10 protein-coding genes and 1 pseudogene are annotated in these 13,914 nt (G+C 67.9%); 8 read left to right on the plus strand and 3 right to left on the minus strand.

Features of this window, described 5'->3' with window-relative positions; genetic code table 11:
• Window positions 1-7 precede the first annotated feature (7 nt).
• Entirely contained in the window at window positions 8-1,789 is a 1,782-nt protein-coding gene (locus EV659_RS07430; protein ID WP_132708234.1) for a monovalent cation:proton antiporter-2 (CPA2) family protein, read from the minus strand.
• A 109-nt stretch (window positions 1,790-1,898) separates the two neighbouring features.
• On the opposite strand from EV659_RS07430, the gene EV659_RS07435 reads away from it, so the two are divergent.
• From EV659_RS07435 to EV659_RS15130, 3 genes and pseudogenes are all read left to right on the plus strand, one after another.
• Window positions 1,899-2,468 (plus strand): gamma carbonic anhydrase family protein, encoded by a 570-nt coding sequence (locus EV659_RS07435; RefSeq protein WP_132708235.1) that lies wholly within the window; start codon window positions 1,899-1,901, stop codon window positions 2,466-2,468.
• A gap of 51 nt (window positions 2,469-2,519) precedes the next feature.
• The gene (locus EV659_RS07440; RefSeq protein WP_132708236.1) at window positions 2,520-3,497 is read left to right on the plus strand and encodes a DUF2336 domain-containing protein; all 978 of its coding nucleotides are present in this window, start codon (window positions 2,520-2,522) and stop codon (window positions 3,495-3,497) included.
• Window positions 3,498-3,652: 155 nt separating this feature from the next.
• Window positions 3,653-4,162, plus strand: a pseudogene (locus tag EV659_RS15130) (winged helix-turn-helix domain-containing protein).
• 28 nt (window positions 4,163-4,190) lie between these two features.
• Here the strand turns inward: EV659_RS15130 and EV659_RS07450 are convergent.
• Window positions 4,191-4,721, minus strand: coding sequence for a flavin reductase family protein (locus EV659_RS07450; RefSeq protein WP_132708237.1), 531 nt, complete (start codon window positions 4,719-4,721; stop codon window positions 4,191-4,193).
• 454 nt (window positions 4,722-5,175) lie between these two features.
• Here EV659_RS07450 and EV659_RS07455 point away from each other — a divergent pair, with 454 nt between their 5' ends.
• Window positions 5,176-6,837, plus strand: coding sequence for an EAL domain-containing protein (locus EV659_RS07455; protein WP_132708238.1), 1,662 nt, complete (start codon window positions 5,176-5,178; stop codon window positions 6,835-6,837).
• Between the two features lie 73 nt (window positions 6,838-6,910).
• Here EV659_RS07455 and EV659_RS07460 read toward each other — a convergent pair whose 3' ends face one another.
• Entirely contained in the window at window positions 6,911-7,744 is an 834-nt protein-coding gene (locus tag EV659_RS07460; RefSeq protein ID WP_132708239.1) for a crotonase/enoyl-CoA hydratase family protein, read from the minus strand.
• Between the two features lie 352 nt (window positions 7,745-8,096).
• On the opposite strand from EV659_RS07460, the gene EV659_RS07465 reads away from it, so the two are divergent.
• The 4 genes from EV659_RS07465 to EV659_RS07480 all read left to right on the plus strand — a co-directional run bounded on the left by EV659_RS07465 (window position 8,097) and on the right by EV659_RS07480 (window position 13,832).
• Window positions 8,097-9,857 (plus strand): alpha/beta fold hydrolase, encoded by a 1,761-nt coding sequence (locus tag EV659_RS07465; RefSeq protein ID WP_165878779.1) that lies wholly within the window; start codon window positions 8,097-8,099, stop codon window positions 9,855-9,857.
• A 235-nt stretch (window positions 9,858-10,092) separates the two neighbouring features.
• Window positions 10,093-10,713: a MerR family transcriptional regulator gene (locus EV659_RS07470; RefSeq protein ID WP_132708241.1), complete on the plus strand. Its 621-nt coding sequence runs from the start codon at window positions 10,093-10,095 to the stop codon at window positions 10,711-10,713.
• A 16-nt stretch (window positions 10,714-10,729) separates the two neighbouring features.
• The gene (locus EV659_RS07475; RefSeq protein ID WP_132708242.1) at window positions 10,730-12,523 is read left to right on the plus strand and encodes an acyl-CoA dehydrogenase C-terminal domain-containing protein; all 1,794 of its coding nucleotides are present in this window, start codon (window positions 10,730-10,732) and stop codon (window positions 12,521-12,523) included.
• A 97-nt stretch (window positions 12,524-12,620) separates the two neighbouring features.
• A complete protein-coding gene (locus EV659_RS07480) occupies window positions 12,621-13,832 on the plus strand; it encodes an acetyl-CoA C-acetyltransferase (RefSeq protein WP_132708243.1) in 1,212 nt (403 codons plus the stop codon).
• Window positions 13,833-13,914: the final 82 nt, after the last annotated feature.

Genomic DNA, 13,914 nt, shown 5'->3' on the forward strand with positions numbered 1-13,914 from the left:
TCTCCGGTCATGACCGCAGGTCTGAATCGTCTTGCAGCAATTGGCTCAACACCGCCACCTCGCGCTTGGCCAGTTCGATCAGCTTCTGCTCATCCTTATAGGTGGCATGGGCCAGGTAAAGGCGGTTTTCGTCGTGGCGGCGGAACCGCTCGACGATGCTGAGGGCCTCGTCGTCGCTCAGCCCCAGCCGGGTCAGGGTGGCGGTGGCGAGGCGCAGGCTGGAATGAAACGTCTCGCGTTCGATGACCGCCACGCCGCGATCCATCAACCGGTAGACATGGTCGCGGTTGCGCGCCCGGGCCAGGATCGGCAGGTCGGGATAGTGGGTGCGCACGGTGTCGGCGATGCGCAGCGACTGTTCCACATCCTCGACCGCAAGGACGAACAGCTTGGCCCGGTCGGCGCCGGCGGCCTCCAACAGATCGAGCCGGCCGGCATCGCCGAAATAGACCTTGCTGCCGAAGCGCCGGGCCATCTCCACCTGGTCGAGCCGCTCTTCGAGCGCGGTGAACGCGATGCCCCGGCCGCGCAGCACCCGCGCGACGATCTGGCCGACCCGGCCGAAGCCGGCGAGGATCACCTCGGCGCCGTCGTCGGGGGCGTCATAGTCGGGCCGGCGCGGCTCGGGCCGGCTCTGGCGCCGCGCCAGCGCGTCGTCGAGCGCCATCAACAGCGGCGTGGTCGCCATGGACAGCCCGACGACCAGCAGCGAGCCTTCCAGCATGGTCCGGTCGAGCAGGTCTTCCTGAAACGCCAGGATCAGCAGCGCGAAGGCGAATTCGCCGCCCTGCGACAGCACCAGCGCCAGCTTGCGCGCCGGCCGCCCGGGCAGCTTCCAGGCCCGCGCCAGGGCGTAGAGTACCGCCGCCTTGACCGCCACCAGCCCGGCGACCGCGCCGAGGATGGTCAGCGGGTGAGCGATCACAAGCGACAGCTTGAGCGACATGCCGATGGCGATGAAGAACAGCGACAGCAGCAGGCCCTTGAACGGCTCGATCCGGGCTTCGAGTTCGTGGCGATACTCGCTGTCGGCCAGCAACACCCCGGCGGCGAAGGCGCCGAGCGCCGGCGACAGCCCGGCCTGGGTCATCACCCAGGCGCTGGCGGCGACGGTGAACAGTGCGGTGGCGGTGAACGCTTCCTGCTGGTCGACCTCGGCGATCAGCCGCAGCACCCGGCGCAGCACGAACCGGCCGCCGATCAGAAACGCCGCCACCACCGCCAGGCTGACCGCCGCGCTGTGCAGCAGGGCCGGTGCCGACGCCGCGCCGATGCCGGCCATCCCCAACAGCGGGATCACGGTGAACAGGGGGATCGCCATCAGGTCCTGAAACAGCACCACCGAGAAGGCGACCCGACCGTGCGCTTGTTTGAGTTCCTGGCGCTCGGCCAGCATCTGCAAGGCCAGCGGCGTCGACGAGGCGGCGAGCATGACACCCAGGGTCAAAGCCAGCGCCCAGTCCAGACCGGCAAGCCAGATCAGCACCGGGGTCAACAGGGCGGCGGTCAGCGCGGTCTGCAAGCCGCCGAGCCCGAACACCGTGTGGCGCATGGTCCACAGCCGGCTTGGCTGGAGTTCGAGCCCGATGACGAACAACAGCAGCACCACGCCCATCTCGGCCACGTCGAGGATCGCGTCGGGGTGCTGGAACAGGCCGCTGACCGAGGGGCCGAGCACCGCCCCGGCGATCAGATAGCCGAGCACGGCGCCGAGGCCGAGGCGCTTGGCGATCGGCACGGCGATCAAGGCGGCGCCCAGGAAGATCAGGGCTTGATTGAGAATCGGCATGACGGCGGTGCGTCCGGCTTCTAGGGTTGGGGGGTCGTCATTAGGCGTCCCGCACGCCGCAATCAATGCGCGTGGGCCGGTCGCGGCTTTGCGCGAGCGAGGAGGTATCATGACCCGATCGATCTACAGCCTGGATGGCATCGAGCCGGATATCGAGCGCGCGGCGTTCATCGCCCCCGACGCCACGCTGGTGGGCCGGGTGCGTTTGTGCACCGGCGCATCCATATGGTATCATGCCACCCTGCGCGGGGATAATGAGTGGATCGAAATCGGCGCCGACAGCAACATTCAGGACAACAGCGTGCTGCATACCGACATGGGCGCGCCGCTGACTGTGGGCGAGGGTGTGACGGTTGGCCACAGGGTGACCTTGCATGGGTGCACGGTCGAAGACGGCGCCCTGGTGGGCATGGGTAGCATCGTGCTCAATCACGCAACGATCGGCGCCGGCGCGATCCTTGGCGCCGGCAGCTTGGTGCCCGAGGGCAAGGAAATCCCGGCCGGGGTTCTGGCGGTCGGCAGCCCGGCCCGGGTGGTGCGCGACCTGAAGCCCCAGGAAGTCAACCTTTTGAAAGCGTCGGCGGTGCATTATGTGCAAAACGCACGTCGTCATCATGACGGCGTGGTGCCAATGGCGGGGGCCTGCGCGCCGTCCGTCTCCAGGGGCGCGACGGTGTAGGGGCCAGGACGGCCTAGGGCGGACGGTGCGCGAGTTGGTGTGGTGTCGAGTATGGGTCAGGCCAGGGATATTTTTACCACGATCACCGAATCCGCGGTGGCCGATCGCGAAGCGTTGGCCCGTCGGCTCGGTCGATACCTGACCGTGGATGGCGCCCGGGTCGACCGGCAGGCGGCCATCGGCATCGCCGAGGCACTGGCGCACGATCTGTCGGTGGCGGTGCGCGCCGCCCTGGCCGAGGCGGTGGCGACCAGCGAGATCTTGCCCGCCCGGTTGGTCGATGTGCTGGCCCGTGATGTGCCGGAAGTGTCGCTGCCGTTCATCCGCCACAGCCCGACACTCACCGACCGACAGCTTGCCGCCTTGGTCTATGACGGCGACCCGGCGGTGCAGACCGCCGTCGCCAGTCGGGCGTCGGTGTCCGAACCGCTTTCCCGCATGCTCAGTGAACACGGCGCCGAACCGGCGGTTCGGGCGCTGGTGGAGAATGACGGGTCGGTGATGTCGTCGCGGGTCTGCGGGCGGATCCTGGACCGGTTCCCGCAGACCGAGACGCTGTTGTCGGCGCTCAGTCGGCGCGGCGATCTGCCGGTGGATGCGGTCGAGCCGTTACTCGAACGCCTGTCTGAGGCGGCCCGCGAAGCGCTGGTGGTGCGATTCGATCTGGGCCGCGATTATGCCGCCTATCTGGCCGAGTCGGCCCGTCGCCGGGTGCTGGGCGATACGCTCGACAGTGCGCCGGTGCCCAACATTATGGCCTATCTGGCCCACCTGCACGAGGTGGGCGAGTTGGATTTGGATCTGCTGTTGCATCTGGTGCGCAACGGCAATCTGCGGAGCTTCGCGGTCGCGGTCGGCGTATTCGTCGATGTGGACCCGGCCTGGGTGCTGAGCGATCTCGATGCGCGCGGTGTCGCCGCCCTGGTACGCTACCTGCGCATGGCCGATATCGGTCCCGCCAGCATCCGCCTGTTGGCCGACGCCTACGACGACTATCTGACCATGACCGAGCAAAGCCGCGCCTGTTAACGCGCCGGTCGATCCCGCAAGGCGCGAGGCGTGTCGACCCCCGTATCGGCTCCCGTATCAGCCTCCGGTCGCCCTCGTGTGGGGCGCGGTGCCGTCGGGCTTGATGCGTCGCGGCCAAATCCATGCTTTGCAATGCAAAGTCGATGGAGGGGGCGATGCAGGACGGTGGCGGGACGCTCGGCTGGGCGGTGGCGATCGTGCTTGGATGGGCGTTGTCGGCCTGGATCGGGGCGCGCACGGCCGGGCGCCGTCCGGGCAACAAGCTGACGGCGCTGTATGCCACGGCGTTCATCGGCACCGGCGTGGTCCTGACCCTGACGGCGGCGATCGGCTGGTCGACCGGCACCCTTGACCCCCGCGGCCTCGACGATGTGATCCACGGTCGCGTGCGGTTGGCGGTCATGGCATATCTGGCGACCGCGACGAGCGCCGAGGTCGGCCATCTCAAGGCGCAGGTCGGGGTGTCCGACGGCAATTTGTCGACCCATCTGCGCAAGCTGGAGGAAGCGGGGTAGGTGGCCATCCACAAACGCTTCGAGAAGCGCCGGCCGCTGACCACCGTGACCATGACCGAGGCCGGGCACGAGGCGTTCGATGCCTATGTGGTTCGCCTGGGCGCGCTTCTGGGCCTGGGGCCGCAGGACGGCGATGCTGCCGCCGAGTGAGCGCACGGCGACCGATCGTCGACGACGCTCAGCCCGCGGCGCCGAAGCCGCCATCCTGGAACAACAGCGTCTGACCGTCGTCATAGTCGAAATGATGCACGCGGCCGACGATGATGACATGATCCCCGCCGGGGAACGTGGCTTCCAGATGGCAGTCGAACCGGGCCGCGGCGTCCTCGACCATCGGCACGCCGCCCGGTCCGTCGGCCAGCGGTGCGCCGATCAGGCGCTCGGCCGGGCTGTGCTTGGAGGTGGCGAACTGCCGGGCGATGGCGCCCTGATCGGCGGCCAGGATCGAGATGGTGAAGCCGGGCGCGTGGGTGAACGCATCGACCGCGCTGCTGCTGCGTTCGACGCTCCACAACACCAGCGGTGGGTCGAGGCTGACCGAGGCGAAGCTGTTGATGGTGATGCCCACCGGCTGGTAGCCGCCGCCGCCAGCGATCACGATCGCGACGCCAGTGGGATAGCGACCCAGGGCGTTGCGGTAGGCGCGCAGGTCGGCTTCGCCCGGATCGGTCAGCGGATGAAACGGCATATCGTCAACGGCTTTCAACATGGCAGGACAAGATCGGTTCGGGGTGGCGGGAAGACGCGACACGTCAGCCCGAGGGCCACGCGACTGCGGCCCGTTATACGTCGGACATCGGCGGTTGGCCCACTGCCGGCGGACCGCCCCCCGGGGTCGCCTCGGATCGGCCCCGGAAAAACTCGGCAAGCCTCGGATCGCGGAGGCTTTTGCCTTCACCGTCGGGCCCTGACGAGCCACGGTGAGACCGTCGGCATTGGCCCAGCCTTCCGAGGCGGCTTAGCATATCGCCGGCCGGGGCGGGAGACCGCTTCTCGCGCCGGAGCGCCGTGGCGAGCCGCCGCGATACGGACCGTGCCAGGGCTGCGCCAGGGGCCGTGACATGGGATCGTAACCGTTCATCAATACTTGGCGGGCAGATTTATCGATTGGCGACCGGTGTTGGGAAAGGTTCCGCCAGGCTTGTGAGGATACTGGGTCAGCCATGCACCGACGTCTCTTTGTGATCGCAAGCACCGTGCTGGTGATGCTGGTTGCGGCATCGCTCGCCCTTGCGCTTGGCTATGCCTTGTCGGTGCGGCAGAGCCATCGGGCGGTCGAAGGGTATGCCCGCGGCACACTCGAGGATAGCGAGGCGGTGGTGCGCTATGCGATCCGGGAAATCGGCTCGCTGGCGGCATTGGCCGGCCAGCCCTGCGACGCCTGGTCCACCGAATCCCTGTCCTTGCAGAGCTATCTGTCGCCGTTCGTGCGACAGTTCGGCATCATCGACGATCAGGGCAATGTCTATTGCACCAATTTCGGTGCCGCGCGCATTCCGTCGCCCATCGAGATGATGCAGGCGTTCGAGCGCGACGGCGTGTTCATGACGGTGTCCGATACCGAGGTCCGGCAGCGCCGGTCGCTGGTGATCGCGGTGCCGATGACCGGTGGCGGTGCGATCAACGGCCTGGTCGCTCCCGATGAATTCGCGCATCCGTCGGTGGTCCGCCATCTGGGCCGCTTCGGCCATGCCAGCCTGCTGCTCGACGACGGCAGCGAGATCGTCGTCGCCAAGGGCGGTGCGGCGCATCCCGACGGCTCCTGGAACACCCGCCAAAGCGCTGATCGCGGCATCGTCAAGTCGGTGCGTTCCGAGGATTATCCCTTCCGGGCCGTGGTGCGCGCCGATCCCGGCTTCGTGCTGCGCACGTTCAAGAACAATTTGCCGCTGATCGCGCCTTTGGCGGCGTTGCTGGGCGCCAGTCTGGGCCTGCTGTTCTATCGCCAGACCACCCGTCAGATGTCGCTCGAACAGAGCCTGCGGCGGTCGGTGGCGCGCGATTGCGAGGATTTTCGCATCCATTATCAGCCGATCATCGAGTTGGAGACCGACCGGTGCGTCGGCGTCGAGGCGTTGATCCGCTGGCAGCACCCGTCCATGGGCATGATCCGGCCCGACCGGTTCATCCCCATCGCCGAACGCAACGGTCTGATCGTGCCGCTGACCCGTTGGTTGATCCGCACCGCCATCGACGAGTTGGCACCGCAGCTTTACGGCGATCCGAAATTCCATGTGGGAATCAATCTGGCGGCGAGCCACTTCCGCACCTTCGACCTGGTCGACGATCTGCGCCAACTGGTTGCCTACACGTCGCTCCGGCCGTCGCAGATCACCCTCGAGTCCACGGAACGCGAGATCCTGTCCGACTATGACCAGACGCCGCTCCGGGTCATGGAGATGCTGTCGGCGCAGGGCTTTTCCATCGCCATCGACGATTTCGGCACCGGCCACAACGGGCTCGCCTTTCTGCAGCGGTTCCCGGCCCAGATCCTCAAGGTCGACCGCACCTTCGTCGACACCATCGGCACCGATGCGGTGAAACGCCCGGTGCTCGACGCCATCGTCGATCTGGGCCAGCGTCTCACCATGGGGATCATCGCCGAGGGCGTCGAGACGCCCGAACAGGCGGCCTATCTGCGCGCCATGGGGGTTCCCTACGCGCAGGGGTTCTTTTTCGCCCGGCCCATGCCGGTGGCCGACCTCAACGCCTATCTCGAAGATCTGGAACAGTCGTTGCGCGAAGCGGCAATGGCCAAGAGCGACAATGTCCGCCGCTTGTTCGGCACCGAAACCCCGCCGGCGGCCGGCGGGATCAAACCCTGATCGCAACCGCGGCGGCCGGGCAACCGGGAACGGGGCGACCTTGGTGCGCCTCTTGTTGGTCCGAGGGTCGAGCTCAATCGGCCAGGTCGTCGTAGGCGGCGGGGCTCTTGGACAGGGCGGCCGACATGCCCTTCATCAGGTCGCCGTTCATCAACAATCCGGCGTTCCAGGTGGCCACATAGTCGAGCCCGTCGGCGACGTTGTGGTCGCGGGCATGGTTGATCACCTGCTTGGTGCCGGTGACCGCCAGCGGGCTTTTGGCGGCGATGGTGTGGGCGGTCTCGAACGCCCGGTCGAGGGTCGCCTCGCGGTCCGGTAACACCGCGTTGACGAAGCCATAGCCCGCCGCCTCGTCCGCCGTCATGGGTCGGCCGGTATAGGCCAGTTCGCGCAGCACGCCATGGGGCAGCAGGTGCGGCGCGCGTTGCAGCGTGCCCACATCGGCGACCATGGCGATGTTGATTTCCTGGATGGTGAAGTACGCGTCCGCGGCGGCGAAGCGCAGGTCGCAGGCGGTGACCAGGTCGACGCCGCCGCCCAAACAGCCGCCGTGGATCGCCGCGATCACCGGCACCCGGCAGCGCTCGATGGCGGTGAAGGTGTCCTGCATGGCCAGAATGGTGCGGCGCAGCTTCTCGCGCACACGGCCCGGATCGGCATCGGCCGGGGCGACGAACTCCTGCGCCATGGTCAGGTCGAGCCCGGCGGTGAACATGGCGCCGCGCCCCGAGATGACCACCGCGCGCACATCGCTGCGCTCGGACAGGGCGTCCATCAGGCGCGGCAAGTCGTCCCAGAATGCCCGGTTCATGGCATTGCGTTTGTCCGGGCGGTTCAACTCCACATGAGCGATCTTCCGGTCGACGGTAAGGGTCAGGCTTTCCATCTCGGCGGGCTCGAACGGCATCGGCGGGCTCCCGGGGCTGCAAAAGATCCGCGCCAGCATATCGCTCTGGTGCGGCCCATGCACGGGCCAATCGACCGGCGCCGGATGGGGTGGGGCGGTCAGTAACTATTCAGACATAATTGCTGGCCAAACTTGGCGCTTTGTTTGATGCGGGGTGGCGAGAAGGCTGAGCTTGCCCCGCTGACTGGACGTCTTCATGATTCGTAGTTCTGTTATACTTCTTTTTTCAATCCTTTTGCTTGCATTGCCGAATGGCTGTGCCCGGGCCGGCGTGGGCGAATACAACCGGTTGGCTTGCGATCCAGCCTTGGCCGGTATCAAGGATGTCCGCTGCGGTCATGTGGAGGTTCCCGTGCACCGGGCTCGCGCGTCGGGGCCGACCCTGCGGTTGCGGGTGGTGATCCTGGAGGCGGTGGCGGCGCCCGCCGGCGCGGCGACACCGGTGTTCGTGCTGAGTTCGCAGCCGGCGATGGCCGGGGGCGCGGCCATTGTGCGGCAATTGGCGGCTCATCCCGTGCGCCGCGATCGCGACATCGTGCTGATCGACCAGCGCGGGTTCGGCCTCAACCGCGCGTCGTGCCAGGCGGAAAAGGCGCAGTTGTTCCAAGTCTTCGCCGATTCGATCTCGGCGGCCCCGTTCGAGGATGCGTTGCGCGGCATCGTTCGGCGCTGTCTCGCCCGGCTGTCCGATGTGGGGATCGACCGCCGCGCCTTGACCTATCCGGCCATGGCCGCCGATGTGGAGGCCGTGCGCCGCGCCCTGCGTATCCCGCATATCCATCTCTGGGGGCTGGGATTTTCTGCGCGCACCGCGCTTGAGGTCATGCGCGAATACCCCGACCCTGTGTCGGCGGTGGTTCTGGATGCCGTCCAGCCGCCGGGTGCGCTGTGGATGCGCGATTGGCGGCGCAATTTTCACCGCGCCCTGGCGCGCGTCGATGCCATCTGCAATACTGAACGGTCATGTGCCAAGGCTCTTGGCAGCGCCACCGGGGCGGTCACCGACGCCAGCGCCGGCCTTGTGCACCAGCCGTTCCCGTTCACCATCGCACACGGCCCGGACGCCGAGCCCACCCGCTTCGTGCTCAACGCGCTCGGGTTTCAGTTTCTGCTGCATTATCTACCACAGAATCGTCGTCTCTTGCCCGTGTTGCCCCTGGTCGTGCGCAGCGTCAGCGAGCGCCGCGCCGAGACCATCGGGCAAATGGTCTCCCTGTCCTGGGCCAGCACCTCCATGTTGCGCCTGTCGACGGTCTACAGCATCGCCTGCGCCGACCGGGGCTTCGACGCCGCCGATCTGGCCGCCGACCACGACGCCCACCCGACCCTTTTCGCCATCGACCACATCGCCCTGTGCGAGGCGCTCGGCGTGCCGGCGCCCAAGGCAAGGCCGCCGGTGGTTTCCGACCGGCCGACGCTGCTGGTCAACGGCGCCTTCAGCAATGGCAGCCCGCCGCGCTATGGCGCGCTGGTGGCCGAAACCCTGTCCCGATCGCAAACCCTGCCCCTGGCCGACGACGGCGACGGCGCGACCGTATCGCGGCCGTGTGCGCAGGCGCGGGTGCGGGCGTTCTTTCAGAACCCGACAGTCCCGGCCGACGCGCCGTGCAGCATTGACCGGCAGCCTTTCGTCTTCGACGTGGCGTGGATGCCCCAGATCCTGTCGCTGGCCCGCGACCTGGAGGCCCAGCCGAGGCTGGTGTTGGGCGGGGCGGTCGGGCTGGCGGTTCTGCTCGTCCTGTCGGCCGTGGGCTGGCCGCTGCAGGCGCTTGCCGAGCGGCGCGCCGGGCGCTTCGACAGGGGCCGCACCGCCCGGTTCGTTATCGGCGGGTATGCGGCGCTTGCCCTGGTCGCCATGGCGGGCGTTGCCGCCGGCCTCTATCGGACCGGAACCGAGACGCCATCCTTGCTGCTGTTCGGGCTGCCTGCCGGCTATGGCCCGGTCGGCCTGTTGTGGACCGCGGTGGCGGTGGCGGCGGTGCCGATCGCCGCGCTCGTAGGTCTGGCCTGGCGGCGCCGCTGGTACCGGCTGACCGGTCGCTTGATCGCCACCGGCGTGGCGTTCGCCGGGCTCGCCCTCGCCGCCGTGGCGTTCGGCTACGGCTTTTTTTGATTCTGTGGGCGTCGGGTCTCGGCTAGCCGGCGCCGCACAAGGCCGCCAGACCGGTGCGTCAGGTCGGTACGCGATGGCGCCGCATTTCAAATGGGTCTGAGTCGCGGCGCTTGGCGTTGCTTTCTTATCCCCCAGTGCCGACCCGGCGCGCATGGTTGCGCGTCTCTCGGCTTGCCCCTTGACGTTTACGTAAAGGGCAAGTAGCCCTCGAAGCAGAGGGAGAGGATTGCATCGCATGAGCGACACCACGCGCCCGGCGCGGAACGGTGCCGCCGACGCGACCGACCGGACACCGGCGGGCCGCGAGCGGACCTATTCGATCGCCGATCTGGCGGCGGCCTTTGGGGTCACCCATCGGACCATCCGCTATTACGAGGATCACGGCCTGCTCAGCCCGCGCCGCGAGGGGCAGGTGCGCGTCTATTCGGCCACCGATCGGGCGCGCCTGTCGTGGATTCTGCGCGGCAAGCGGGTCGGCTTTTCGCTGGCCGAGATCGCCGAGCTTCTCGACCTCTACAGCTATGACCGCGACCGCACCGCCCAGCGCCGGCGCACGCTCGAAAAATGCCGCGAGCGCATCGCCGCCCTGACCCGTCAGCGCGACGATATCGATAAGACCCTCGGCGAACTGACCGCCTTTTGTGCGTTGGTGGACTCGGTGCTCGCCGACCCCAGCGTCGAGGCCGAGGCGCGGGCGCGGTTCCAGGCGGCGGTCGGCGGCGGCATCGTCGTGCGCCCGTGCGACGACGCCACGGCGGCGACCGCGTCCCCGTCCCAAGACCCGCCTGTCCAGGCCCCAGAGCCCGTGTCCGGATCGTCCGCCGAGGCCGATCCGTCCCCCGACCCCGAAAGGTGAGAAAGGATCGCGTGCCATGCCCACGTATCGCGCACCGGTAAAGGACATGACCTTCCTGCTGCACGATGTGTTGCAGATCGACCGTTATTCGAACCTGCCCGGCTTCGCCGAGGCGACGCCCGACACCGTCACCGCCATCCTCGACGAGGCGGCCAAGTTCTGCGAGGGCGTGCTCCAGCCGCTCAACCAGTCGGGCGACGCCGAGGGCTGCACCCGCCACGACGACGGCTCGGTGACCACGCCCACGGGCTTCAAGGCGGCCTATGACCGCTATGTGGAACTGGGCTTCGGCGGCCTGACCCAGGACCCCGACTATGGCGGCCAGGGCCTGCCCCATGTGCTCGGCTTCGCGTTCGAGGAGATGATGATCTCGGCCAACATGGCCTTCGCCATGTATCCGGGCCTGACCGCCGGCGCCATCGCCTGCCTGAGCGCCACCGGCTCGGACGAGCAAAAGCGCGCCTATGTGCCCAAGATGGTCGAGGGCACCTGGACCGGTACCATGAACCTGACCGAGCCCCATTGCGGCACCGATCTGGGCATGATCCGCACCAAGGCCGAGCCGCAGGACGATGGCAGCTACAAGATCTCGGGCCAGAAGATCTATATCTCGGCCGGCGAACACGATCTGAGCGAGAATATCGTCCATCTGGTGCTCGCCAAACTGCCCGACGCGCCCGAGGGCACCCGCGGCATCTCGCTGTTCGTGGTGCCCAAGTTCATCCTCGACGACGCCGGCGAGCCGGGCGAGCGCAACGCGGTCAGCTGCGGCTCGATCGAGCACAAGATGGGCATCCACGGCAACGCCACCTGCGTGCTCAACTATGACGGCGCCAAGGGCTGGCTGGTGGGCGAGCCGCACAAGGGCTTGAAGGCCATGTTCATCATGATGAACGCGGCGCGTCTCGGCGTCGGCCTGCAAGGCATCGCGCTGTCGGAGGTGGCCTATCAGAACGCCGCCGACTATGCCCGCGACCGCATCCAGGGCCGGTCGTTGAGCGGCGCCAAGGACCCCGACGCCAAGGCCGATCCGATCATCGTCCACCCCGATGTGCGGCGCATGTTGATGGACGCCCGGGCGTTCAACGAAGGCGCGCGCGCGGTGGCGCTGTGGGGCGGTCTGTTGGTCGACCTGGCCGAGAAGGCCCAGTCCGAGGAGGAGCGCCAGGAGGCCGACGACCTGATCAGCCTGCTGACTCCGGTGATCAAGGGCGTGTTCACCGACCGCGGCTTCGAGTGCGCCACCCAGGCCCAGCAGGTGTTCGGCGGTGCCGGCTATATCCGCGAATACGGCATGGAACAGTTCGTCCGCGACGCCCGCATCGCGATGATCTACGAGGGCACCAACGGCGTCCAGGCGCTCGACCTGGTGGGCCGCAAGCTGGCCAAGGACAATGGCCGGGCGGTGCGCGCCTATTTCAAGCTGGTCGAGGATTTCTGCGCCGACCATAAGGACGACGCCGAGATGGCCGAGTTCACCGCACCGCTCCAGGCCGCGCTCGGCGACCTGCAGGCGTGCACCATGTGGCTGATGCAGAACGCCATGAAGGCGCCCGACAATGCCGGCGCCGCGTCGACCCCCTATATGCACCTGATGGGCCTGGTGGTCATGGGGCACATGTGGGCCAAGATGGCCAAGGTGGCGCTGACCCGGCTTGACGAGGGCAGCGGCGACATGGCGTTCCACGAGAACAAGCTGATCACCGCGCGCTACTTCGCCAAGCACATGCTGCCCGAGACCGGCGGCCTGCGCGCCAAGGTGGAGGCCGGCGCCGACCCGGTGATGGCGCTCGCCGCCGACGCCTTCTAAGGCGCGGCAAGGCCCAGGCCCGCAAACCGGGCCCAACGATGTTGCGATCCGGGGACCGCTCCCGGGTCGCCCGCCAATAGGGAAAGGATCGCCGATCATGACCGATGTGTTCGTATACGACGCCGTGCGCAGCCCGCGCGGCAAGGGCCGCCCCGACGGCAAGCTGCACGAGATCACCCCGACCGATCTGGCCGCCCAGGTGCTCGCCGGGGTCCGGACGCGCAACCATCTGCCCGAGAACAGCGTCGACGATGTCTATCTCGGCTGCGTCGCCCCGGTGGGCGAGCAGGGCGCCGATGTGGCGCGTACCGCCGTCCTCGCCTCGGGGATCGGCCAGGAGACCGGCGGCGTGCAGATGAACCGCTTCTGCGCCTCGGGCCTCGAAGCCATCAACACCGCCACCGGTCACATCGCCGCCGGCGCTGCCGACCTGGTGATCGGCGGCGGGGTCGAGCATATGTCGCGGGTGCCCATGGGCGCCGACGGCGGCGCCTGGCCCAGCGACCCGGCACAAGCGATCCCCAGCTATTTCGTGCCCCAAGGCATCTCCGCCGACCTGATCGCCACCAAATACGGCTTCAGCCGCGACGATGTGGACGCCTATGCGGTCGAAAGCCAGAAGCGCGCCAAGGCGGCCTGGGACGACCGCCGGTTTGCCGGCTCGATCCTGCCGATCCGCGACGTGATCGGCGAGCCGGTGCTCGACCATGACGAACATATGCGGCCCGAGACCGACATGCAGTCGCTCGCCGCGCTCAAGCCCAGCTTCGCCGGTCTGGGCGAGCAGATGCCCGGCTTCGACAAGGTGGCGATCCAGCGCTACCCCGAGATCGAGAAGATCAACCATGTCCACCATGCCGGCAATTCTTCCGGCATCGTCGACGGCTCGGCGGCGGTGCTGCTTGGCAACCGCGACGCCGGCGCCAAGTACGACCTCAAGCCGCGTGCGCGCATCAAGGCGTTCGCGTCGGTGGGCTCGGAGCCGACGATCATGCTCACCGGCCCCGAATTCGCCGCCAACAAGGCGCTCAGCCGCGCCGGCATGACCAAGGACGATATCGACGTCTGGGAACTCAACGAGGCGTTCGCCTCGGTGGTGCTGCGCTTCATGCAGGCGCTCGACATCGACCATGGCGACATCAACGTCAATGGCGGCGCCATCGCCATGGGCCATCCGCTCGGCGCCACCGGCGCGATGATCTTCGGCACCGTGCTCGACGAGTTGGAGCGGTCGGGCAAGGGCACCGCGCTCGTCACCCTGTGCATCGGCGCCGGCATGGGCACGGCGACTATCATCGAACGCGTGTGATCGAGGCCCGCCGGTCGGCCGTGCGGTGCCTTGATGGCCCGCCGGGCGACCGGGTTTGTGCCCGACCCCGCGAGACCTTTGG

Origin of the sequence: Rhodothalassium salexigens DSM 2132 (genome assembly GCF_004341375.1) — a bacterium.
Lineage (GTDB): Bacteria > Pseudomonadota > Alphaproteobacteria > Sphingomonadales > Rhodothalassiaceae > Rhodothalassium > Rhodothalassium salexigens.

Coding starts and splice junctions, on each gene's coding strand:
- EV659_RS07430 (WP_132708234.1), bottom strand. CDS start 1,789: ATGCCGATTCTCAATCAAGCCCTGATCTTCCTGGGCGCCGCCTTGATC.
- EV659_RS07435 (WP_132708235.1), top strand. CDS start 1,899: ATGACCCGATCGATCTACAGCCTGGATGGCATCGAGCCGGATATCGAG.
- EV659_RS07440 (WP_132708236.1), top strand. CDS start 2,520: ATGGGTCAGGCCAGGGATATTTTTACCACGATCACCGAATCCGCGGTG.
- EV659_RS07450 (WP_132708237.1), bottom strand. CDS start 4,721: ATGTTGAAAGCCGTTGACGATATGCCGTTTCATCCGCTGACCGATCCG.
- EV659_RS07455 (WP_132708238.1), top strand. CDS start 5,176: ATGCACCGACGTCTCTTTGTGATCGCAAGCACCGTGCTGGTGATGCTG.
- EV659_RS07460 (WP_132708239.1), bottom strand. CDS start 7,744: ATGCCGTTCGAGCCCGCCGAGATGGAAAGCCTGACCCTTACCGTCGAC.
- EV659_RS07470 (WP_132708241.1), top strand. CDS start 10,093: ATGAGCGACACCACGCGCCCGGCGCGGAACGGTGCCGCCGACGCGACC.
- EV659_RS07475 (WP_132708242.1), top strand. CDS start 10,730: ATGCCCACGTATCGCGCACCGGTAAAGGACATGACCTTCCTGCTGCAC.
- EV659_RS07480 (WP_132708243.1), top strand. CDS start 12,621: ATGACCGATGTGTTCGTATACGACGCCGTGCGCAGCCCGCGCGGCAAG.